Here is a 22,524-nt window from a genome sequence, read left to right on the forward strand (position 1 = left end):
ATCACGCATCATGGGCACTTTCAAGCTCAAGGGAAACGTCCATGCGCGTTCTGTCATTGATGATGGGTCTTACGACGCTGGCCGCCAGTCTGGTGTTTACCGCCCAGGCGCAGGCGGGTGAAGAAAGCCTGTTGGTCGACTCGATCAATCAATACCGCAGCCAGGTCCAGCGCTGCGGCAACCAGGGTTCCCAGGAATTGCCACCACTGGCGAGCGACACGCGGCTGGTCTTGCCGGTCAACAGCGTCGGCGACCTGCAACAGGCGCTGGCGCGCGCGGCCTACCCGATGGTCAACGTCCAGGCCATCAGCCTGTCCGGGCCCAAGAACGCTGAAGCCGCGATGAAAGCCGTGCGCGAAAGTTTTTGCCGGGTGGTGCTCGACCCGCAATTCATTGATATCGGTGTGAGCAACAGCGGCCAGGACTGGCGCATTGTGCTGGCCCGTCCGCTGTTGACCAGCGGCCTGGGCGAGAGCCAGACCGAAGGTAAAAAGGTCCTCGACCTCATCAACACCGCCCGCCAGCAACCACGCCAATGTGGCGGCCAGGCCTTTGCCGCCACCACGCCGCTGAGCTGGAACGAAGCACTCGCCAACGCCGCCGCCGGCCACGCCCGCAACATGGCCAACGGCAACTTCTTCGATCACCTCGACCACGACGGCCGCACGCCGGGGGACCGGGCTGAGCTGGCGGGCTACATCGGCCAGCAGATCGGCGAAAACATCGCCGCCGGCATGGACACCCCGCGCAAGGTGGTCGACGGCTGGCTCGCCAGCCCCGGGCATTGCGCCAACCTGATGAACCCGCAGTTCCGCGAAATGGGCGCCGCCTATGCCATGGACCCGAAAAGTGATGCCGGCATCTACTGGACGGGGCTGTTTGGGGTGCAGCAGTAGCGGTTTGTATCCCAACGTATCTTCGCGCCAAGGCGACACACTGCGAGGCGCGCAGCCACTGGCGATGACACATTGCGGATACGCCAGCACGGTTTCCTGTGCACACCGGCCCACCCCGGGCCACTCACAAGGAAACCGTCATGTCCCAGAACAGCACCGTGCTCTACACCGGCAAAACCCACACCACTGGCGGCCGTGAAGGCGCGTCCCACAGCGATGACCTGCAACTGGACATCAAGCTGTCGCCGCCCGGTTCCAAGGCGGCCGGCACCAACCCCGAGCAACTGTTTGGTGCCGGCTGGTCTGCCTGCTTTATCGGTGCGATGGGCAAGGCCGCTCAAACCCTGCAAATCCGCCTGCCGGCAGACACTGCGGTGAGCGCCGAAGTGGACCTGGTGAACAGCCCGGAAAGCGGCTATTACCTGCAAGCGCGTCTGCGGGTCAGCCTGCCGGGTATCGAGCACTCTGCCGCCCAGGCGCTGGTGGATCGTGCCCACCAGACGTGCCCGTATTCCAAGGCAACTCGTGGCAATATCGATGTGCTGATCACCGTGGTTTGAAGGCGGTTAGCGGGGTCATTATTTGGCGGAGGTATTAAATTGCCATCTAGCGGATAATCCCGCTGAACTGGCGGGGTCCAGGGGTGTCTGTTGCTTGGCACCCCTACTCAGCAAACCGTGGCAAAGAAGGCGTTCAGCGAATGACAAACTGGCTGCAAGGCGGCGGCGAAATGGCCGAGCGAGTCCGGCATCACGACTGGGCAAGTACGCCGCTGGGGCCGCTGGATCAATGGCCGGACGTGTTGAAGACCACTGTCGCGCTGTGCCTTGCCTCCAGTTTCCCCCAGGCGATCGTCTGGGGACCTTCGCTGATCACCCTTTATAACGACGGTTTTATCCCGATTCTTGGCGACAAACCCGATGCACTCGGGCGGCCATTCAGCCAGATCTGGCAGGAAGCCTGGAGCGAAATCAGCCCGATCGCAGATGCCGCTTTCGCCGGTGACGCCACCTTTATCGAAAATTTCCCGTTAATCGTCGAACGCGGCGGCGCGCCGGAACAGGCGTACTTCACCTTCTGCTACAGCCCGATTCGCGACGTGCAAGGCAAGGTTGTCGGCATGCTCGACACCGTCACCGAAACCACCGCCACCGTCGTTTTGTCCCGGCGATTGACCGAGTTGAATGCGAGCCTGGAGCAGCGCGTCAACGAAAGAACCACCCTGTTGACCGAGACAGAAGCGGCATTGCGTCAATCCCAAAAGCTCGAAGCCATCGGCCAGTTGACCGGCGGCGTGGCCCACGACTTCAATAACCTGCTGACCATCATTCGCTCATCTGTCGACTTCCTGCGCATGCCCACCCTGTCCGAAGAACGTCGCCAGCGCTACATGAGCGCCGTCACCGACACCGTGGAGCGGGCGAGTAAATTGACCAGCCAGTTGCTCGCGTTCGCCCGCCGCCAGCCGCTTAACCCGGAAGTGTTTGATGCGGCCCAGCGGGTCAAGAACATCGGCGAGATGCTCGAGACGGTCACCGGCGCGCGGATTCAGGTGCGGGTCGAACTGCCTGGCCAGCCATGTTATATCCGCGCCGACTCCAGCCAGTTTGAAACCGCCTTGATCAACATCGCCCTCAACGCCCGGGACGCCATGAACGGCCAGGGCACCCTGACCCTGCGCCTGGATGCTGACCAACCGCTGCCGAGCATCCGTGGCGATGCCGGCTCGCGCCAGGCGTTTATTGCGATTTCACTGACCGACACCGGTAGCGGTATTCCCGGCGAGACGTTCGAGCGCATCTTCGAACCCTTCTTCACCACCAAGGAAGTCGGCAAGGGCACCGGGCTTGGGCTGTCCCAAGTGTTCGGCTTCGCCAAGCAGTCGGGCGGCAACGTCGATGTGGCGAGCAAGGTCGGCCAAGGCACGGTGTTTACCCTGTACCTGCCGCAAGTGGTGCCTGAAGAAGGCTTCGAGCATTGCCCGCAGGACACTTGTGGCCTGATCGCGGACTGCGCCCAGCGCCATATCCTGGTGGTGGAAGACAACCTGGAAGTGGGCCGTTTTGCCAATCAGATCCTCCAGGACCTGGGCTACCAGACCACCTGGGCGACCAATGCTGAGCAGGCGCTGGAGCTGGCCGGCTCAGACGTGATGGGGTTCGACGCGGTGTTTTCCGATGTGATGATGCCCGGCATCACCGGCGTGGCGCTGGCCAGGGAATTGCGCCGGCGCAGGCCGGGCCTGCCGGTGGTGCTGACCTCGGGCTACAGCGAAGAACTGGCTGAGAGCGGCTATGAAGGCCTGGCGTTCCTGCCCAAGCCCTACTCCGCCGACCAAATCTCTCAGGTGCTGGCCAAGGCGCTGTTCAAGGGCTGAGCCCTACTCCGCCACGGCCACCTGGTTGCGCCCGAGGGCCTTGGCGCGGTACAGGGCCTTGTCTGCGGTGTTCATCAAGCCGTGCAGGTCTTGGTCCACCGCCCGGGCCCAGGCCACGCCGAGGCTCGCGGTCAACCCATGGACCGGCTCGCTGGCCAGCCCCGCGATGGCCTTGATCAACTGCTCGGCGATGTGCCGCCCGGTCTCCAGCGACGTATCCGGCAGCAGCACCGCAAACTCCTCGCCACCCAACCGCCCGTAGACATCGGCCTGGCGAAACGACGTGCTGATTACCCCGCCGATCTGCCGCAGCACCTCGTCCCCAGCTTGGTGGCCATAGGTGTCGTTGATGTTTTTGAAGTGGTCCATGTCCATCATCAGCGCGCACAACGGCTGCTGGTTATGCCGACACTGTTCGTAGAGCAACTGCGCGTGCTCGAAGAACGCCCGGCGGTTCATCAGGCCAGTGAGTTCGTCGGTTTGTGCGGCGCGGGTGGAGATGTTGTGGGCACGTTCCATTTGCCGGGTCAGGCGAAAGGCCTTCTCCAGGGCGTCGGACAACTTGCGCGTGGCGCCACCGACAAACGAGGAGAACACCAGAACCGCCAGGGCCATGCCGACTTGCATCGAGGACGGTTGAAACAGCAGCCACAGGGTGCACGGCAGCAAGACCAGTCCCATGGAAACCAGGGTCATGTAGCGATAGGCCGAGTAACACGAGACTGCGCTGACCGACATGCCCACGGTGAACAACATCACCAGGGCCTGGGACAGCCGGTCGTCGGTGGGCATCAGCGCGAGTGCGCCTGCGCCCCAGACCCCGGCAGACAACATCAGCGTCACCCAGTAGCGCCGTTCCCAGCGTGCGGGGGTGCGATCACTGTTGGGGCAGCGAAACCAGGCCATGAACATCGAGACTCGCAGCAATGACGTGCCCGTCAACACCACCAGCCAGACCAGCATTACCGAGTGATCAAAACGTTCCCAGCACAGCCAGCAGAGCATGGCGGCTGCCATATAACTGCCGAACACAGCCGAAAATGATTGGCGAAACAGCTGATGCAAGCGATCGGTTCGTACCTGCTCCTCGATGAAGCAATCCTGGTCCTGCCCACGTCCAAGGCCATTCATTGGGTCCGCCTGATCTTACTGCCGCGACAAAGTGCCATTGTGGCATCCTGCCAGTACCCCTAACAACTGAATCAAGCGTGCTAGAGCGTCGAAAGCAGGATAAATATAGGTGATCACCTTCTCTTTCGCTCCAGGGATCAGAGCCTATCCATGAATACCCACCCAATAAGCACCCAACGATTGATCCTCAGGCCCCCAACGGTCGACGATGCGCCCTGTGTATTCGCCATCTATGGCGATCCCGAGACCAACCGCTACAACCCGTCAGGCCCCCTCGCCGACATGGTTCAAGCAAAAGCCGTGCTGGATCGCTGGCTGGAACATTGGGCAGAACATGGCTTTGGCCAATGGGCGATCGTGACCCAAGAGGCGCCGCAACGCGTGATCGGCTTTGGGGGCATCACGCTGTACCACTACAACGAGGTTGAGCGGATCAACCTGGGTTACCGCTTCGCCGTCAGCGCCTGGGGCCAGGGTTATGCGACAGAGCTTGCCAGGGCCGCGTTGCAATTTGGTTTTGTGCAGCTGGATCAGCCAGAGGTATACGGCGTGGTGCGCCCGGCGCACCAGGCATCAATCAACGTGCTGGAAAAAATCGGCATGCAACGCATCGATGAGTTGGACGATGTGCCCGGGCAGGCGCCGAGCCTCGTATACCGGGCGACCCGGCCTCTCTGAGCTATGTATCGCAGTGTGTCCAGACCACCCTGCGATACAAAACGTTTAACCCGATGGTTTTCTCGAAACAGGCCGGATACACAACTGCGTTCAACTGTGAGCCAGGCACACAACCCGCCGCTGGAGACTCACCATGCACCCACAGTTGAACACCTCACCCGGTTTCACACCCCGCCGCCTGATGGGCGCGTCGCTGCTGGCCCTTGCGCTGTTGCAGTTCGGTGCCCCCGGCGTTGCCAGTGCACAGGACACCCAGCCGCCAGCGGCTGCCAGCGCAAGCAGCCACACCACGCTTGGCCCGTTGAAGCATGTGAAGACCGGCTTGCTGGACGTGGCCTACGCCGAAGTCGGCCCGGCCGAAGGCCCGGTGGTGATCCTGCTGCACGGCTGGCCCTACGACATTGACAGCTACTCCGAGGTAGCGCCGCTGCTGGCCGCCCAAGGCTATCGGGTGCTGGTGCCCTACGCCCGCGGCTACGGCGACACGCACTTCCTGTCGGCAAAGACCCTGCGCAACGGCCAGCCGGCCGCACTCGCGGTCGACCTGATCGACTTCATGGACGCACTGAACATCAAACAAGCCGTGCTCGGCGGCTACGACTGGGGCGCACGCACCGCCGACATCGTCTCCGCGCTGTGGCCGGAGCGGGTCAAGGCGCTGGTGTCGGTCAGCGGCTACCTGATCGGCAACCAGGCTACCGGCAAGAACCCGCTGCCGCCCAAGGCCGAGTTGCAATGGTGGTACCAGTTCTACTTCGCCACCGACCGCGGCGCCGCCGGCTATGCAAAAAACACCCACGACTTCGCCAAGCTGATCTGGCAGATCGCCTCGCCGAAATGGGCGTTTGACGACGCCACCTTCGACCGCAGCGCCAAAGGCCTGGACAACCCCGACCACGTCGCCGTGTCGATCTTCAACTACCGCTGGCGCCTGGGCCTGGTGCAGGGCGAGAAGAAATACGCTGCGCTGGAGCAGAAACTCGCCACCGCCCCGTCCATCGGCGTGCCCACCATCACCCTGGAAGGCGACGCCAACGGCGCACCGCACCCGGCGGCGGAAGACTACGCCAAGCGTTTCACCGGCAAGTACGAATACCGGTTGATCAGCGGCGGCATCGGCCACAACCTGCCGCAGGAAGCCCCGCAAGCCTTTGCCAAGGCCGTGATTGATGCGGACCATTTGTGATGAAGCGCCTGCATCTTGCGGCACTCGTCGCAGCGACAGCGGCCATTGTGGCCACGGCTACCGGATTCGCCTTTGGCGGCTCACCCACCAGCGAACCGTCACCGATCTACGGTGTGACCATTCCCGACGGCTACCGCCAATGGGAGCTGATCGCACCGGCCCAGGAAGCCGACCCGCTGAATGAACTGCGGGTGGTGCTGGGCAACAAGATCGCGCTCAAGGCCTACCGCGACGGCACGCTGCCCTTCCCGGACGGCACCGTGCTGGCGAAGCTGGCCTGGAAGCATGTGCAGTCGCCCGAGTTCAAGACCGCGTCGATTCCCGGTGCGGCCACCACCGTGCAGTTCATGGTCAAGGATTCGAAAAAATATGCGGCGACGGGAGGCTGGGGTTTTGGACGGTTCATCAATGGCAAGCCAGCGGACCACGCGCAGCATGAGACGTGCTTCGCCTGCCATCAGGCGTTGGTCAAGAACCATGATTACGTGTTTACCCGTCTGGCGCCTTAGCGCAATAACCCTCTTCCACACCGGCCACCCCGTAGCAGCTGTCGAGCCCAAGCGAGGCTGCGTTTGGTGGTGTTTTATCAGGCCCTGGCCCTGCCAGCGCATCGCGGGTCGCAAAAAAAGGCCGCCCAGTAGGCGGCCTTCTTTTAGAGCATTTACCGGCTTCTTATTAAAAGATCGCGTAGGTGTAGTTGAGGATCAGGCGGGTTTGATCCTGGTCAGCAGTGCCGGTGTTATGGCCGTGGTAGCTACCGGTACGGAAGGTGGTACCGAAGCCTTTCAGCGGGCCTGCTTGCACGACGTAATCCAGACGGAAATCGGTTTCGCGTTCCGACTGATCGCTGCCGCCGGCAACCTTGGACTTGATGTCGCTACCGTTGAGGTAGGCAATCGAGGCTTTCAAGCCAGGCACCAGGGTTCTGAAGTCATACAGGTACTGACCGAAATTGACCTGCTCTCCCGCACGGGAGAACTGCCCAACCACCGCGTCGGTGAACAGGTAGAAGTCTGAGCCCGCCGCGCCTTGTGCGGTGGGGTCGGCGATGCTGCCCTGATTGACCCAGACGAAGCCGCCGTCATCGCTTACGCCAATGTGGCCGAGCATCAACTGGCTGCCACCCAACTGGTAGGTGAATGCAGCACTGTAGGTTTTGTTGTCGACTTCACCGGCGTGCTTGGCATAGCCACCGTTGTTGTTGAACGCGTAGCCAGCCGAACCGTTTTTGCCGTCGCTGGTGCTGTCGAAATAGCGCAGGTCGGTCTTGAACGATTGGTCATTGCCCAACGGCAGTACGTGCACCAGGCCGAAATAGTTCTGTTTGTAGAAGTCTTCCAGGTCGGCGTAGTAGTACTGCAACGTCAGGTTTTTAGCGATGACGTTGTCAGAAGAACCAAACGGCTGGTAGTCAACGCCGCCGAAACGGAAGCTGTCGCTGTCACGTGTCGCACCGGCGACGCTCAGGCCAGTGGAGTTACTCGATGCACGGCCTTCAGCCTTGTTCAGCTCGCCACCGGTGAAGGTGACGTTAGGAATGTCCTTGGAGGTCAGGATACCGCCGTCGAATGTTTGCGGTGCGGCACGGCTATCGTTGGACACCAGGATCGGCAGGATCGGCGCCAAACCACCGCCCACGTGCAATTCAGTCTGGGAAATACGGAATTTAACGTTGCCGGCTGCGCGACCGAAGCTGTCAGCAGGCTCGGTGCCGTTGTTCTTGACCGGGAAGAAGCTGTTGCCGTTACCCGACAGGCCGGCACCCGCTGCGTGGCCATCACCACCGTCAAGACGCAACGCGCCGAAAGCCATCACGTCGAACCCGACGCCTACGGTGCCTTGGGTATAGCCGGATTTGTAGTCGAAACGCAGTACTTGAGCCGCCTCGCGCAGGTCGTTCGCGGTGCCGGAGTGAACGTCGGCGTTGTAGTACATGGTGCGCGAACTGATCGACGAGTGACTGTCTTCGAGAAAGCCGCTATGACCGTTGCCCGTGCCGAGTGAACCAAGCCCAAAGTCATCTGCGCAGGCTTGTTGTGCGAGGACAGCCGCGGTGATAGCCAAAGCTAATGTAGAGAGTTTCATTTACTGCGCCCCTGTGAACATTATTTTTTTACTGTCCTTCGAGCGAATACCGTTGCGGCCCTGCAAACGCTGCGGATTGTGGCATGGGGCTTATGGCGCAGAATGTGAAATTTTTGTCATGTAGCGATGAAAAAACCGTCATGAAAAGGCCGTAGAAGACGGCCTTTTTTGAGGCTTGAGTGCCAGTGAATTGTATGACGACCGCTAGAGCGCTGCGCGCTGATCAGGCTGAAGTCGGCTGCGAAAATGCGAAAATTGGTAGGCAACTGCCAGCCACACAAACCACGCAGGCATCACGCAAAGGGCCAGCCGCGTGTCTGGTCGCAGTGCCAGCAGGCAAAGTACAAACGCCATGAACCCAAGTGAAACCCAGGCCATCAGTACGCCACCGGGCATTTTGTAGAGGGATTTTGCGTGCAGCTCCGGTCGTTTTTTACGATAGGCAATGTAGGACGCCAGGATGGTCGACCAGGTAAAAATCACCAGGATCGCCGAAACGGTGGAGACGATGGTAAAGGCCGTCATCACTTCCGGGACGATAAAGAGCAGCAACAAGCCCAGCAACATCAGGAAGGTGGTAAACGCCAGGCTGATAAACGGCACGCTGTGTTTCGACAGGCGCCGGAAGATTCCCGGTGCATCACCCAGGTCCGCCAAACCAAACAGCATCCGACTGGCCGAAAACACCCCGCTGTTGGCCGACGAAGCCGCCGACGTCAGCACCACAAAATTCACAATCCCGGCGGCGGCGGGAAAGCCGGCCACCAGGAACAGCTCGACAAACGGACTCTTGCTCGGCGACACCTGCTGCCAGGACGTCACCGCGATGATGCACGCCAGGGCCAGCACGTAAAACAGGATGATCCGCAGCGGAATCGAGTTGATCGCCTTGGGCAGCGTCTTCTCCGGCGAGCGGGTTTCCGCCGCCGCCGTACCGATCAACTCAGTGCCGGCAAACGAAAAGATCGCCATCTGAAACCCGGCAAAGAACCCGAACAAGCCATTGGGAAACGCCGCCTGCTTATCCAGCAAATGGTTGAGGGAAGCCGTGACGCCAGTGGGCGAAACAAACGAGCTGGCAATCAGCACCACGCTCACGCTGATCAAGGTCACCACGGCGATGATCTTGATGATCGCAAACCAGAACTCCACCTCACCAAACAGCCGTACCGTCAGCACATTCAGCGCAAACAGGGTCAGCAGCATGGCGATCGCCGGGATCCAGGCCGGCACATCCGGAAACCAGTACTGGAAAAAGCCCCCGACCACCACCGCATCCCCCACCACCGCTACGCTCCAGCTCAGCCAATACGACCAGCCGAGAAAAAACGCCGCACGCGGCCCCAGATAGGCACCGGCAAAGTCGGCGAAGCTCTTGAAGTTCAGGTTGGATAACAGCAGCTCGCCCATGGCGCGCATCACGAAATACACAAACAGCCCGATGATCATGTAGATCAGGATGATCGAGGTGCCGGACAGCGCAATAATCTTGCCCGAGCCCATAAACAGGCCGGTGCCAATCGCACCGCCCATGGCCATCAGTTGGATATGTCGGTTATTGAGGGTGCGTTGCAAAGCGGGCTTTTCAATAAGCCCGGGCGCGGTTGTTTTCATCACAAAACCTCTTGTTATGTTTTTGAGTTTTGGCAGAAAAAGTCAGGCGTTTTTTATTGTTGAAATGGCATCGGGATCAGGCTTGTTTGTTCTCGAAACCATGCAGCACGTTGACGGCATTGATGCCGATTTCATCCACCATGTAGCCGCCTTCCATCACAAACAGGGTGGGCACGCCGACGCTGGCGATGATCTCGCCAATGCCCAGGAAGTCGCGGCTTTCGAGGAGGAAATGACTGATGGGATCGTCCTTGAAGGTGTCGACGCCGAGGGAGATCACCAACACTTCCGGCGAGAACTTTCGCAGTTGGATGCAGGCGTCGAGCAACGCGTCTCTATAGGTGCTCCAACCGGTGTTTTTTGCCAGCGGATAGTTGAGGTTGAACCCCTCGCCTACCCCTGCGCCGCGCTCGGCACTGAAGCCTGAATAGTAGGGATACGACACGGACGGTTCGCCATGCAGCGAGACGAACATCACGTCACTACGGTCGTAGAAAATGTTCTGCGTGCCGTTGCCGTGGTGGAAGTCCACGTCCAGCACCGCAACACGCTTGGCGCCTTGGGTGATCGCCTGTTGCGCTGCGATGGCCGCGTTATTCAGATAGCAATAACCGCCCATGTATTCCCGCGCCGCATGGTGGCCCGGTGGACGGCACAGGGCGAAGGCACTGTTGTGGCCTTCATCGATCAACGCCAGGCCGGTGAGCGCGATATCGGCGCTGGTCTTCACCGCCTCCCACGTGGTGCTGGTGATGGGCGAACCGGCGTCCATTGCGAAGAATCCGAGCTTGCCGTCAATAAATTCCGGCACCTGCTCGTTAGCCAAATCACGTACCGGCCACACCAGCGGCAACGCATCATGGGCACGGCCGATGGCGGTCCATTCAGCCCAGGCGGTTTCCAGGAAAGACACGTAGCGTTCACTGTGGGCGTTGACGTAACAGGCCCGGTCAAACCTGCGCGGCACGATGATATCCCCCAGGCCCACATGCTTGACCCGGTCACGCACGGTGTCGGCCCGGCTGGGTTGTTCGAAGGACGGCTTGAGCACGCCATCCTTGAGTTCGGTGCCATGGTGCAAACGATGAGAATCACTAAAAACAGTCAACATGAAAGACATCCACCCGTGAAAGACAGGTGATTATTTTGTTCTGGCTTTGGTGGGCTTTCTTTGCTTTTACGTGCGCCGATGCTAGCGTAATCGGGTATTTTTACCCCAAAGAGCCGTCATGAAGAAAAATAAAACCAAACAGGTCGCACTTGACGACACCGATCTCGCCATCCTTGCGTTGTTGCAGGAAGACGCGAGTATCTCCAACGCCGAACTCAGCGAGCGCCTGTCACTGAGCCTCACGCCGTGCTGGCGACGGCGTAAGCGGCTGGAAGAAGAAGGCGTGATCAAGGACTACCAGGCCAACCTCGATCGGAAGATGCTGGGCCTGGAAATCATGGCGTTTGTGCACGTGCGGTTTGCGGTGCATTCCGACCATACGCCGGAAGATTTTGAAGCAGTGATCAAGGAACTGCCGCAGGTGCAGGCGTGCCACAAGATCACCGGGGATGCGGATTATCTGTTGCAGGTGTTGGCGGAGGATCTGGATGCGTACAGCGATTTTGTGGAGAGCGTGTTGCGGCGACAGTTGGGGATTGCGTCGATTCAGTCGAGTTTGGCGTTAAGGGAGGTCAAGGCGACGAGTCGGGTGGCGATTCCTGGGCGGGTGGGAAAGTGATCCAGTGGGAAATCAGCTTTTGTTTTCTATCCCACGACTCGGCTAGCTAGACGGTGGCGAGGGGGCTTGTCCCCCGTTGGGCTGCGTAGCAGTCCTGTTTTTGGGGGCGCTTCGCACCCCTGCGGCAGCAAGCTCCCTCGCCACGGGGTTTGTGGTTTTTTGACGGATTGACGGGGCTGCTGCGCAGCCCAACGGGGGACAAGCCCCCTCGCCACAGGTTGTGTGTTTTCCGAAGATATCTGACGGCTAGCGCAGGGATTGCCGCAAAAACTCGCTGATTAAGCTGAGTATCTGTTGCTGAATCTGCGGCTTGGGACGGGCGTCCTTGGCATCCAGGCAGATGAAGCCTTCGCCGGGGTCGCTCTGTTCAATCCGCTCCACCGCGCCCGGCTTGCAGAGGGGCAGGAAGCTGAAGTGCGTGGCGTCGCTGATTTCCACATAGCGCGAAGTCTTCTGCGGCAGGCGTTTGGCCAAGTCGGCCGACTCCAGCGCTGCTGGCAATTCCGGGGACGGCGTACCCGCCGCAATTACCAGTGTGGGCCGGTGCAACGCCGTCAGGCTTTCGTCGCTGAAGCCGCGGGCGAAGCCCAGGTCCAGGGAGACGATGGCGGCCACACGCTTGTCGCTCAAGTCCTCGGCCAGGCGCTGTTTGGCCTGCTCCGTGCGACCCACCTCGATCAGGTCGTACGCTTTGCAAGGGGCGATCTCGGGATGCACTTTGCAATCCTCGGTGAAGCGCTGCGGGTCGAAGCGTGCGCCGCCAACTTCCATCGCGGTCCAGCCACCGAGGGAATGCCCCACTACCGCGATCCTGTGGTCGGCCACCGCGCCAAAACGCTTGGGCTGGGCGATCACGGCATCAATCACCCGATGGATATCCAGGGGACGTTTCCATAGCTCGGAGGCCGCAGGCTGGGTGCGGTCCTTGCTGGTGGTGCCGGGGTGGTTGGGCGAGGCGACGATGTAACCCTGCCCGGCTAACGCACTGGCGAGCCACGATTGGTTGATCCAGTTGCCAAAGATGCCGTGGGAGATCACCACCAGCGGGTGCTCGCCGGTAGCCGGCGCGGCGTCCTTCAAGGCGGGTGCGCCGACAAACACCGGATTGTCAGCAATCAGTTCTGGTGTGCCGGAAGCATGGGTCGGGTACCACACCGCCACCTGCAACGGCCTGCCGTACTCCGCGTCGGGAATCAGTATTTCCTGGAAGCCAATCCGAGCTTCATTGGCTTGGGCCAGACTGGATACAGCTATCAACAACAGCGCAGCACACAGCGTTTTCATCCTTGAGCTCCCTAAGTGGCTAAGCGCCATATTCTGCCATACACGTCGAGTGCGGCGCCTTACTGTGCGTTGTATTCAGCGAAGCTCCTGCGCCAACCACTCAACCAGTGCGCGAACCTGGGCACTGTCTCCAGCGCCGTGCTGCCGGAACAACGAAAGTGCATCAGGCAAGGCAACACTTTCAGCGCAAGGTCGCACCAGTACTCCGTTGTCGATAAGCCGGCCCGCAGTGCGCTGCCACCCCATCGCAATGCCATGCCCCTCGACAGCGGCCTGAAGCATCAGCGGGTAACTGTCGAACACGGCGCCCTTGGCATTGGCTTCCAAAGCATGCCCAACAGCAAGCAGCCAGCTGTCCCATTCCATCAAGTGAGGCGGTGTCGCGCGGTGGTGCAAAAGCGTGTAGCGACTCAGATCGCCGACTTCCAACGCTTGCCCGGTAGCCAGATAGCCAGGACTGCACACCGGGAACACTTCATCTGCTGCCGTGAACACCAACACATGCGCCCCACTGGCACGCCTGGTGCTTTGCAGTGCCACGTCAAAGTGTCCGTTGAATTCAGTCAGCGGTCGCGTGGTGGTTGCCACCTGGATTTCGATTGCCGGATGTTGTTGGTGGAACGTCGACAGGCGTGGCATCAGCCAATAAAACGCTTCGCACAACTGACAGAGCAAAACCACGCGATTTTTGCCCGGGGTTTCGCGCAAGGCTTCGGCGCTATGGCTGATGCTCTGCAACGCGGCACTGACGACACTCGCCAGTTCCCGGCCTTCGGGCGTCAGGAACACTGCGCGATTACGGCGGTAAAACAGCTTCAGCCCAAGGTTTTCTTCAAGGCCACGGACCTGACGGCTGATTGCCGCTTGCGTGAGGTGCAATTCCTCGGCGGCTCTTGAAAAACTTTCCAATCGGGCGGCCGCTTCAAACGGCAGCAAACTGGCGAGAGGCGGCAGTGACTTCCCAAGGCTATTCATAATCTGACGTTATGCATCCAGAACCGAGAACTCGTTTGTAACACACCCAGGCAACGGGTCAACATGGGCTCATTACCTTATGGACGCATCTGATGCCCTCTGCTCACTCAACCCTGCTTACCGGAGTCGCCCTGGCGGTCGTTGCGACGCTGAGCTGGGCGCTGAATTTTGTCGCGCCCTACGTTACCGGTAACTACAGCCTGTACGACTTGATGGTCGTCAGGTTTCTGAGCGCCGGCCTGCTGGGGCTGGTAGTGGTGATGTGCTGTCGCGCCCAGCTTCGATCACTGGGCAGTGGGTTGCGAATCCTGGGCGCAGGCCTGGGGTTCATCGGTTACCTCGGATACAGCAGCTGTATCGCCGCCGGGGTCGTATTTGGCGGGCCGGTACTGACTCCCGCGTTTATCGGCCTGGTGCCGGTGTTGCTGGCACTTATCGGTAACGCCACGCACAAAACCATTGAATGGCGCCGGCTGGCGATACCCCTGACTTTATTAACGGTTGGACTCTTATTGTCGAACGTCAGCAGCTTGCATCAAGCCACCGCAGGCGACGGTTCATGGCCACTGGGGCTATCGTTCTCCGTCGGCGCAGTTGCGTTGTGGCTGGCCTTCAGCGTGTTAAATCAACGGGCGCTGGAGACAATTGCGCCGCAGTCATCCACGGTCTGGACCGGCCTGATGATGATCGGTGCCGGGATAGGCGCGGTGTGTGTATTGCCCGTCGTGCAGATGCTCGGCCTGCTGAAGTTGCCAACCCTGGGCTTCAGTTTTTCCCAGGCGGGCAACCTGTATGCCTGGGGCGTGGGCATCGCGTTAATGTCCTCAGTGATCGGGGCGTGGGCCTGGAACACCGCAACCCGGCGTTTGCCCATGGTGTTATCCGGGCAACTGATTGCCTTGGAATCGCTGTTCGCCATGCTGCTTGGCTTGTGGTTCAAGGGGCGATTACCAACGGTGCTGGAAACCTGTGGCCTCGCGGCCGTTCTGCTTGGTGTGGTGTTGGCTGTGCGTATCATCCTGACGGCAAGTCGTCCAGAAAACAGCGCTTGATAGCTCTGTTACAGTGTTCTACAAGACCCAAACCACGGACGGCTTCATGGCACAAACCCTTGCAAGCGGTACCGACGCTGACGGTTTTATCCTCCCTGCGCCCACCGCCCGTGCTCAGCCGGAGTTCCGGGCATTGCTGGACGAGGCGTGCACTTCCCTCGCGCAGTCAGGGCCTTTGCTGGACGGGGTTTACCTGTATGGGAGCATCGCCAGGGGTGATGCCAGACCCGGCGAATCTGACCTGGACCTGACGCTTGTGCTGCGAGATTCTCCCACCCCACAGGGTATGCAAATACTGGAAGCTGTTCGCGTTGCGCTGGAGAAACGGCACTCTGAAGTCACAAAGATTGATTTCGACATCGGCTGCCGAACTGAAGTGTTGGCGCCGGAAAGCAGATTCAGCTGGGTTTATTGGCTCAAGCACCACTGCCGCTGTTTATGGGGCAACGACCTGACAGCGCGCTTCGAACCGTTTCGCCCATCACTGGAAATCGCCAAGGCGGTGAACGCAGGCTTCGAAGCTACGCTGGCCCGGTACGCCAGGTTGATTGATGACGCGACAACTGATGCCATGTCATGCCGCCTGCAACGGGAGGCTTCGCGCAAGCTCGTGCGTGCAACGCAGGTGCTCCGCTCGGAACACGAGTTGAGGTGGCCGCAAACGCTGGACGAGCATGTCGAACTGTTCGTCCAGCGTTACCCGTCCATGCAGTCTCGGGTGGATTTTTTCCTGTCCCAGGCTAAAAAGCCCGTGGGCGACAATACGTTTTCGACGCACCTGCGTGAGTTTCCAGCCTGGATGGTGAGCGCGGTTTAACTTCAGACCGGCGTGCCGGGCTTGATGTCATACGCCTTCTGCACAAGCGCCGAACGCTTACCCAGGCCCTCGCTGCTCTTGCGGGTCCAGGCAGCATCGAGTTGTTTGCGCTGCTGATCGATGATCTCTTTCGGCTCCACATTACGGTAGGTGTCGATGGCGCCGGTGATCACGGCGATGGTTGTCTCGAATACCGGCTCGGGATCGTACTGCTCGTGTGGAAACGCAAGCTTGCTGTAGTCAAACAGACGCTGGGAAGCGTCGTCCTGCCAACTTTTCCAGGTTTCGAACATTCGGTCATTGAACCCGGTCAGGAAAGGCCCCGGGTTAACGGTTGCCACTTCGATACCAAATTCTTTCAGCTCCTGACTCATCGCTTCAGCAATCGCTTCGACCGCATGCTTGGACGAGGCGTATGCCCCGGCAAACGGGTCGGCGGTAAGGCCCGCCACCGAGGACATGAAGACGATCTTGCCCTGTTGCTTCAACACCATTTTCTTGGCGATCAGTTGGGTCAGCATCAAGGGGCCGATCATATTGACCTCGTACTGGCGCCGCAAGTTTTCAGCAGGAATATCCAGTGTCGAGCCGCCTTCGGAAATGCCGGCATTGTTTAACAGCACCTCCACATCCCACTCCACGGCCTTGCGCCGATCGCCTTCATCGGTCACGTCGAGTTTTTCTATTCGAAGGCTGACGCCGCGGCGCTTGGCTTCTTGTTCCAGCGCGTGTATCTGCGCCACGATTTCTACCCCAGCGATAACATCCAGGCCTTGATTGGCGAGTCTGAGGGCCACTTCAAAGCCGAACCCGGTGCCTGCTCCGGTTACCAGAACTGTCATGTTTTTCCCCTGAGTGATTGATGTGCGATAGGTATAAAAACGGCACGTGTTTCACCTGCTCATAGGTGTCTGTCCGACAGAGCCGGACTTGCGTTCAACCGATTCGCCACATCACAGACGAACGGTGCCGCACCAGGCATGTGCTAACGTGCACCCACGCTCACCTCAACGTGCCCTGCCCATGTCCATCACCGATAACCTGCTGGCCTTTACCTTCGCCGCCACACTGCTGACGCTGACTCCAGGGCTGGACACGGCCCTGGTGCTGCGCACCGCAACCGTCGAGGGCAAGCAGCAAGCGCTGCGCGCCACCCTGGGCATCAACGCCGGTTGTTTGTTGTGGGGTGCAGCGGTGGCCTTTGGGCTGGGGGCGCTGATTGCCGTGTCCGAGGTGGCCTTCAACATCTTGAAGTATTGCGGCGCCACTTACCTGGCCTGGCTGGGCCTGAACATGCTGATGCGTCCGCGCAGCTCGCTGGCGCCCGTCGAGGCCGACGGAAAACCCGGTGCCAACTGGTTCTTGAAGGGCATGATGGGCAACGTGCTCAACCCCAAGATCGGGATTTTCTACGTGTCTTTCCTGCCGCAGTTCATTCCCCAGGGGCATTCCCTGGTGGCCTGGACGTTCGGCCTGGTGAGCATCCATGTGGTGATCAGCCTGATCTGGGCACTGATACTGATCGGCGCCACGCAGCCACTGGCCGGCGTGCTGCGGCGCGAAAAGGTGATCAAGTGGATGGACCGCACCACCGGCATGATTTTTGTGCTGTTCGCAGCCCGGCTGGCGTTCAGCAAACGCTGAGGTCAGTGCCGACCTCGGTGCCGCACCAGGCCTTCGAGGGTGAACCGTGCTTGCATCAGCACCACATCCCGCACCAATTCCATTTCCTTCTGGCTCACTTCAGTCCAGTTCAGAGCTGAAAGCAGCTTGGGTTTCTGCACCCGAAACGCCAGCCCCTGGGTAAACAGCGCCATCGAGTGGATCACCGTGCGCTCGTCGTCAACTGCAAGGCCGGCAAGACGGGCGATCAGCAGGCGGATCACATTGGCGATGCGTGCCTTGAAACGCTCCTCGAAAGCCATGGTCGCGCTTTCAGGGCAAAGTCCGGCTTGATGGCGATCAAGAAACGCCCGCCAAGCCGTGGTCTGGGGGCTGTCCTGGATCGTGGAGACCACCGCGCCGAGAATGCCCAATGAGGCTTCGATCAACGCCTGATCGTCGACCTTGGGGTCGGCCAGCGCACCTTCCGCCGCTTCAACAGTGGGCGCCATTTTCCGCCATAGCAGCGCGATCAAGTGCTCGACGCATTCCAGGTACACGCCTTCCTTGCCATCGAAGTAGTACTGGATCGCTGGCGCATTGACGCCGGCAGCATTCGCGATGTCTCGCGTGGATGCGCCGTTGTAACCACGCTCGCCAAATACCTCGACAGCCGCCTCGACAATACGTGCACGGGTTTCTTCACCCCGCTGATAACCCCCTTCGGCGGCCGGTTTGTGTCGTGCCATGGGTAACTCCATTTTTTTAACGTAACCAAAATATACCAGTTGACAAATTTTCGCGAAAAAACGAATTTATTCCAACTGATATAAAACTGGAGTGACTTGATGTCCGCTGCACCTCCCTCTTCTCAGGTCATTCCTGAAACCACCGTCAACGGCCAACGCGGCAAAGCCCGACGGATTCTCCTGTCTCTCGCCTGCGTGGCGCTATTGGGTGGGCTGGCGTGGGGCGCCTGGTGGTGGCTCACCGGGCGCTTTATCGAGACCACCGACGACGCTTACCTGCAAGCCGACAGCATCAGCGTCGCCCCCAAAATCAATGGCTACGTCGCCGAGGTGTTGGTGGCGGATAACCAGAACGTGAAGCGCGGCGACGTGCTGGTACGCCTGGACGCACGCAAATACCAGGCGGTGAGTGACGAAGCCTCGGCGACGATTGCGGCCCGCGAGGCCGACTTTGCCAAGGCCCAGGCCGACCTGGTGCAGCAGGACTCGACCATCGCCGAAGCGCGCGCCCAACTCCAGGGCGCCCAAGCCGACGCCCAGCACGCGCAAACCGAAGTTGCGCGTTATGCACCGTTGGCGCGTTCCGGTGCCGAGCCGGAAGAGCGCCTGGCGCAGCTCAATAACCAACTCGCCCAAGCTCGCAGCACCGTGGCCGCCAAGCAGGCCGCGTTGCGCTCCAGCCAAACCCGCTACGGCACCCTCGAAGCCCAGCTCAAGCAAGCCCAGGCGCAACTTGGCGTGGCCAAGGCCAGCGAAGCGCAAAGCCAGCTGGATGTGGACGACGCGGTGATTCGCAGCCCCCTCGACGGCCGCGTGGCCGATCGCGGTGTGCGTGTCGGCCAATACGTGCAGCCGGGCACGCGCCTGCTCACGGTAGTGCCCGTCAGCGCGATCTACCTCACCGCCAACTACAAGGAAACCCAGATCGGCGACATGCGCGCCGGGCAGACCGTCACCGTGCATGTGGACGCACTGCCAGGCCACGACATCCAAGGCCATATCGACAGCCTGTCTCCCGGTACTGGCGCACAGTTCGCGTTGCTGCCGCCTTCCAACGCCACCGGCAACTTCACCAAGATCGTGCAGCGCGTGCCGGTGCGGATTTCCCTGGATGTACCGGATGACGACGTTCGCCAGGCACTGGTGCCCGGCTTGTCCGCCACTGTGGAAGTAGACACCCGCACCCACAAGGCAGACGCCAACCATGGCTGAAGCCATCTTGACCGAGGTGCCCGCGGACAAACCGCGCAACGCCTCGCTGACGGACTGGATCGCGGTCGCCGCCGGCTCGCTGGGGGCGTTGCTGGCGACCCTGGACATCTCGATCACCAACTCGGCGCTCCCGCAAATCCAGGGCCAGATCGGCGCAACCGGCACTGAGGGCACCTGGATCGCTACCGGTTACCTGATGTCGGAAATCGTCATGATTCCCCTCGCCGCCTGGCTGACCCGGGTCTTTGGCCTGCGCCGGTTCCTGATCGGCACGGCGTTGATGTTCACGTTTTTTTCGATGTTCTGCGGCCTGTCTTCAAGCCTCGGCGCGATGATCGCCGGGCGCATTGGCCAGGGCTTTGCCGGCGGCGCAATGATCCCGACCGCGCAGACCATCGTGCGCACCCGCCTCCCCGCCCACCAGTTGGCAATCGGCACCACGATGTTCGGTATGACGGTGATCCTCGGCCCGCTGTTGGGCCCGGTGATTGGCGGATGGCTCACGGAAAACATCAACTGGCGCTGGTGCTTCTTCATCAACTTGCCCGTCAGCATTACCTTGATCACCCTGCTGATCACCGGCCTGCCCAGCGAGCGCATGAACCTTCAACAGTTCATCAAGGCTGACTGGCTGGGCATTCTCGGCCTGGCGATGGGCTTGAGTTCGCTCACCGTAGTGCTGGAAGAAGGCCAGCGTGAACACTGGTTCGACTCTCAGTTGATCATCGGGTTGAGCATCACGACGGTGATCGGTTTCTTCCTGATCGCCGTCGGGCAAGTCCGCTCGAGTACGCCGATCCTGCGCCTGCAACTGGTGCTCAACCGCAGCTTTGGCAGCGTGCTGCTGATTGCCACGGCGGTCGGCGCCGGGCTGTATGGCACGGCTTACCTGGTGCCGCAGTTCCTCGGGGTTCTGTCCGGCTACAACGCGCAACAGTCGGGTTCGATCATGTTGCTGTCGGGGATTCCGGCGTTCCTGCTGATGCCGATCCTGCCGAGAATGCTCGGCCGCCTGGACCTCAGGATGATGGTTGGCGTGGGTCTATTGATGTATTGGGCCAGCTGCTTTCTCGACACTCAACTCACCGCCCAGAGCGTCGGCCATGATTTTTACTGGTCGCAGATCCTGCGCGGCTTTGGGCAGATCCTGGTGATGATGCCCCTCAGCCAACTGTCCATGCGCTCGGTGGAAACCCGCGATGCGGGCGACGCTGCCGGGCTCTACAACATGTCGCGCAACCTCGGCGGTACCTTGGGGCTGGCGCTGCTCGGCGTACTGATGGACCGGCGCAGCCACTTTCATGACGACATGCTGCGCGAAGGCATCCAGGCCAACACCCAGTTGACCCAGGACCAAATGGCGAGCAACACCGCCAGCTACCTCGCGCAAACCGGCGACCCGTCCACCGCCTCGCTGCAAGCCCTCAGCCACCTCGCCAACGACATCGCCCAACAAGCGGCGGTGATGGCCTATAACGACGCGTTCTACGTGCTGGGACTCGCCATGCTGGCGTGCCTTCCCCTGATCTTCATCCTGAAAAAGCGCGCGGCGCAGGCAGGCCAACGAACATGATTTATCGCTCACTTCCCCTGCTCTTCACCGTCGGCCTGCTGGCGGCCTGTACTGTGGGGCCGGACTACCATGGCGCACCGGATGCCGCGCCAAAAACCCTGGCGGCCGGGCGCTTGCCTCACGCAGGCAGCGAGTCGAGTACGCCGGGTGTCGCCCAATGGTGGCAAACCCTCGCCGATCCGCAACTCAACCAACTGGTGGCCCAGGCGCTGCAAAACAGCCCGGACATGGCGACTGCCCAGGCGCGACTCAGGCAATCGCGGGCCAGCCTGAGTGGCGCCAATGCCAACGCCCTGCCCAAGGTCACCGGCGACGCTGCGATGCTCAAGCTGCGCTCCCCCGACACCTCGGCGCTGGGTGGCAGCAGTGGCGGCGGCCGCGGGCCATTGAGCCTTTACCTCGCCGGCTTTGATGCCAGCTGGGAAGCCGACCTGTTTGGCGGCACCCGGCGTGCGATCGAGGCGGCACAGGCGGAAAACGACGCTTCGCAGGCGCAACTGGCCGATGCCCAGGTGCAGTTGGCGGCCGAGGTGGTGCAGACCTATGCCGACCTGTGCGACCAGCAGGCACGCCTCGCCTTGGTGGACGCCAGTGTCGAGATTGAGCAGCAGGCGCTGGACCTGACCCAGCAACGGCGCAGTCGTGGCGTGGCCTCGCAGTTGCAACTGGAACAGGTACTGACCCAGGCAGAAAACACCCGGGCCCAGCGACTGCCGCTGCAAGCATCCATTGTCGAGGCCGTGGATCAACTGAACCTGCTCTGCGGCCTGGAACCAGGCGAGCTGGACGCACAGCTCAGCACGCCCCGCGCACTGCCCGCCATCCCGAGCCAGGTGCCGTTCGCCAACCCGGCGGCGATCCTGAAAGCACGGCCTGACATCCGCGTGGCCGAGCGCCAACTGGCCTCCAGCAACGCGCAAATCGGCGAGAAAACCGCCGACTGGTTTCCCAAGCTCAGCCTGATGGGTGACTTGTCGTTCTCGGCGGCCGACCCCGGGCACCTGGCGCGCAAGGACAGCGGCACCTGGCTGTTGTTGCCGCGGTTGACCTGGAACGCATTGGATTTCGGCCGGGTGGCGGCCAGTGTCAAAGGCGCCGAAGCCGGTCGCGATGAGGCCCTCGCTCATTACAAAAGTGTGGTGTTGAGTGCTTTGCGTGATGCGGATGTGGCGTTGGCCCGGTATGGCAACCAGCGGCAGAACGTGGTGCTGCTGCGTAATGTGGAGTCGTCGGCGGTACGGGCTGCGGACCTGACGCGCCAGCGTTATAAAGCAGGCACGGCGAGCACGCTGGACTGGCTGGATGCGGAACGTACGCGATACCAGGCGCAGGAAAGCCGGATTTCAGGGGATGCGCTGTTGCTCAAGGACTTTGCGTCGCTGCACAAGGCGCTGGGGTTGGGATGGACGTTGTGACAAATAACCCGAGTGACCACTGACCTGTGGTGAGGGGGCTTGTCCCCCGTCGGGCTGCGCAGCGGCCCCAAAAAAAGGGACTGCTACGCAGTCCAACGGGGGACAAGCCCCCTCGCCACAATAAGCCCTCTCACCACAGGTACGGTGT

Annotated in this window: 21 protein-coding genes; 13 read left to right on the forward strand and 8 right to left on the reverse strand. The window is 60.9% G+C overall.

Annotated elements, in window-relative coordinates:
• Positions 1-41 precede the first annotated feature (41 nt).
• The 3 genes from HBJ59_RS21570 to HBJ59_RS21580 all read left to right on the forward strand — a co-directional run bounded on the left by HBJ59_RS21570 (position 42) and on the right by HBJ59_RS21580 (position 3,273).
• A complete protein-coding gene (locus tag HBJ59_RS21570; RefSeq protein WP_076013647.1) occupies positions 42-896 on the forward strand; it encodes a CAP domain-containing protein in 855 nt (284 codons plus the stop codon).
• A gap of 140 nt (positions 897-1,036) precedes the next feature.
• Entirely contained in the window at positions 1,037-1,456 is a 420-nt protein-coding gene (locus HBJ59_RS21575; RefSeq protein WP_167664693.1) for an organic hydroperoxide resistance protein, read from the forward strand.
• A 140-nt stretch (positions 1,457-1,596) separates the two neighbouring features.
• A complete protein-coding gene (locus tag HBJ59_RS21580; RefSeq protein WP_167664694.1) occupies positions 1,597-3,273 on the forward strand; it encodes an ATP-binding protein in 1,677 nt (558 codons plus the stop codon).
• A gap of 3 nt (positions 3,274-3,276) precedes the next feature.
• On the opposite strand, the gene HBJ59_RS21585 is transcribed toward HBJ59_RS21580, so the two are convergent.
• A complete protein-coding gene (locus HBJ59_RS21585) occupies positions 3,277-4,404 on the reverse strand; it encodes a GGDEF domain-containing protein (protein WP_076013650.1) in 1,128 nt (375 codons plus the stop codon).
• Between the two features lie 150 nt (positions 4,405-4,554).
• Here HBJ59_RS21585 and HBJ59_RS21590 point away from each other — a divergent pair, with 150 nt between their 5' ends.
• The 3 genes from HBJ59_RS21590 (at position 4,555) to HBJ59_RS21600 (ending at position 6,777) form a co-directional block, all read left to right on the forward strand.
• Positions 4,555-5,082, forward strand: a complete 528-nt coding sequence (locus HBJ59_RS21590) for a GNAT family N-acetyltransferase (protein ID WP_167664695.1) — start codon at positions 4,555-4,557, stop codon at positions 5,080-5,082.
• A 133-nt stretch (positions 5,083-5,215) separates the two neighbouring features.
• Positions 5,216-6,268 carry an alpha/beta fold hydrolase gene (locus tag HBJ59_RS21595; RefSeq protein WP_167664696.1) on the forward strand — a complete coding sequence of 351 codons (1,053 nt, stop codon included), beginning with the start codon at positions 5,216-5,218 and terminating at the stop codon, positions 6,266-6,268.
• Positions 6,268-6,777 carry a cytochrome P460 family protein gene (locus HBJ59_RS21600; protein WP_167664697.1) on the forward strand — a complete coding sequence of 170 codons (510 nt, stop codon included), beginning with the start codon at positions 6,268-6,270 and terminating at the stop codon, positions 6,775-6,777. Before HBJ59_RS21595 ends, HBJ59_RS21600 begins: the two co-directional genes overlap by 1 nt.
• A 166-nt stretch (positions 6,778-6,943) precedes the next feature.
• On the opposite strand, the gene HBJ59_RS21605 is transcribed toward HBJ59_RS21600, so the two are convergent.
• From HBJ59_RS21605 to HBJ59_RS21615, 3 genes are all read right to left on the reverse strand, one after another.
• Positions 6,944-8,353, reverse strand: a complete 1,410-nt coding sequence (locus HBJ59_RS21605) for an OprD family outer membrane porin (protein ID WP_076013654.1) — start codon at positions 8,351-8,353, stop codon at positions 6,944-6,946.
• Positions 8,354-8,557: 204 nt separating this feature from the next.
• Complete coding sequence (locus HBJ59_RS21610; RefSeq protein WP_167664698.1) at positions 8,558-9,967, reverse strand: amino acid permease; 1,410 nt, start codon at positions 9,965-9,967, stop codon at positions 8,558-8,560.
• A gap of 76 nt (positions 9,968-10,043) precedes the next feature.
• Positions 10,044-11,078 carry a histone deacetylase family protein gene (locus HBJ59_RS21615; protein WP_167664699.1) on the reverse strand — a complete coding sequence of 345 codons (1,035 nt, stop codon included), beginning with the start codon at positions 11,076-11,078 and terminating at the stop codon, positions 10,044-10,046.
• A 118-nt stretch (positions 11,079-11,196) separates the two neighbouring features.
• Here HBJ59_RS21615 and HBJ59_RS21620 point away from each other — a divergent pair, with 118 nt between their 5' ends.
• The gene (locus HBJ59_RS21620; RefSeq protein WP_017475545.1) at positions 11,197-11,697 is read left to right on the forward strand and encodes an Lrp/AsnC family transcriptional regulator; all 501 of its coding nucleotides are present in this window, start codon (positions 11,197-11,199) and stop codon (positions 11,695-11,697) included.
• 246 nt (positions 11,698-11,943) lie between these two features.
• On the opposite strand, the gene HBJ59_RS21625 is transcribed toward HBJ59_RS21620, so the two are convergent.
• Positions 11,944-12,981, reverse strand: a complete 1,038-nt coding sequence (locus tag HBJ59_RS21625; protein WP_167664700.1) for an alpha/beta fold hydrolase — start codon at positions 12,979-12,981, stop codon at positions 11,944-11,946.
• A 75-nt stretch (positions 12,982-13,056) separates the two neighbouring features.
• The gene (locus tag HBJ59_RS21630; protein ID WP_167664701.1) at positions 13,057-13,956 is read right to left on the reverse strand and encodes a LysR substrate-binding domain-containing protein; all 900 of its coding nucleotides are present in this window, start codon (positions 13,954-13,956) and stop codon (positions 13,057-13,059) included.
• 92 nt (positions 13,957-14,048) lie between these two features.
• Between HBJ59_RS21630 and HBJ59_RS21635 the strand changes: the two genes are divergently transcribed.
• Together HBJ59_RS21635 and HBJ59_RS21640 are read left to right on the forward strand one after the other, a co-directional pair.
• Positions 14,049-15,008: a DMT family transporter gene (locus HBJ59_RS21635; RefSeq protein WP_167664702.1), complete on the forward strand. Its 960-nt coding sequence runs from the start codon at positions 14,049-14,051 to the stop codon at positions 15,006-15,008.
• Positions 15,009-15,054: 46 nt separating this feature from the next.
• Positions 15,055-15,825 carry a nucleotidyltransferase domain-containing protein gene (locus HBJ59_RS21640; RefSeq protein ID WP_167664703.1) on the forward strand — a complete coding sequence of 257 codons (771 nt, stop codon included), beginning with the start codon at positions 15,055-15,057 and terminating at the stop codon, positions 15,823-15,825.
• Positions 15,826-15,827: 2 nt separating this feature from the next.
• On the opposite strand, the gene HBJ59_RS21645 is transcribed toward HBJ59_RS21640, so the two are convergent.
• The gene (locus HBJ59_RS21645; RefSeq protein WP_167664704.1) at positions 15,828-16,667 is read right to left on the reverse strand and encodes an SDR family oxidoreductase; all 840 of its coding nucleotides are present in this window, start codon (positions 16,665-16,667) and stop codon (positions 15,828-15,830) included.
• A 181-nt stretch (positions 16,668-16,848) separates the two neighbouring features.
• Here HBJ59_RS21645 and HBJ59_RS21650 point away from each other — a divergent pair, with 181 nt between their 5' ends.
• Positions 16,849-17,469 (forward strand): LysE family translocator, encoded by a 621-nt coding sequence (locus HBJ59_RS21650; RefSeq protein WP_167664705.1) that lies wholly within the window; start codon positions 16,849-16,851, stop codon positions 17,467-17,469.
• A gap of 2 nt (positions 17,470-17,471) precedes the next feature.
• Here the strand turns inward: HBJ59_RS21650 and HBJ59_RS21655 are convergent, their stop codons facing one another.
• Positions 17,472-18,176 carry a CerR family C-terminal domain-containing protein gene (locus HBJ59_RS21655; RefSeq protein ID WP_167664706.1) on the reverse strand — a complete coding sequence of 235 codons (705 nt, stop codon included), beginning with the start codon at positions 18,174-18,176 and terminating at the stop codon, positions 17,472-17,474.
• A gap of 99 nt (positions 18,177-18,275) precedes the next feature.
• Here HBJ59_RS21655 and HBJ59_RS21660 point away from each other — a divergent pair, with 99 nt between their 5' ends.
• Genes HBJ59_RS21660 through HBJ59_RS21670 form a run of 3 tightly spaced genes read left to right on the forward strand, consistent with a single transcriptional unit; the run spans position 18,276 to position 22,376 of the window.
• Complete coding sequence (locus HBJ59_RS21660) at positions 18,276-19,388, forward strand: HlyD family secretion protein (protein WP_167664707.1); 1,113 nt, start codon at positions 18,276-18,278, stop codon at positions 19,386-19,388.
• On the forward strand, positions 19,381-20,961 hold the full coding sequence (locus HBJ59_RS21665) for a DHA2 family efflux MFS transporter permease subunit (RefSeq protein WP_167664708.1): 1,581 nt from the start codon (positions 19,381-19,383) through the stop codon (positions 20,959-20,961). Before HBJ59_RS21660 ends, HBJ59_RS21665 begins: the two co-directional genes overlap by 8 nt.
• A complete protein-coding gene (locus HBJ59_RS21670; protein ID WP_167664709.1) occupies positions 20,958-22,376 on the forward strand; it encodes an efflux transporter outer membrane subunit in 1,419 nt (472 codons plus the stop codon). Before HBJ59_RS21665 ends, HBJ59_RS21670 begins: the two co-directional genes overlap by 4 nt.
• Positions 22,377-22,524 lie beyond the last annotated feature (148 nt).

Source organism: Pseudomonas sp. AN3A02, assembly GCF_011765255.1.
Lineage (GTDB): Bacteria > Pseudomonadota > Gammaproteobacteria > Pseudomonadales > Pseudomonadaceae > Aquipseudomonas.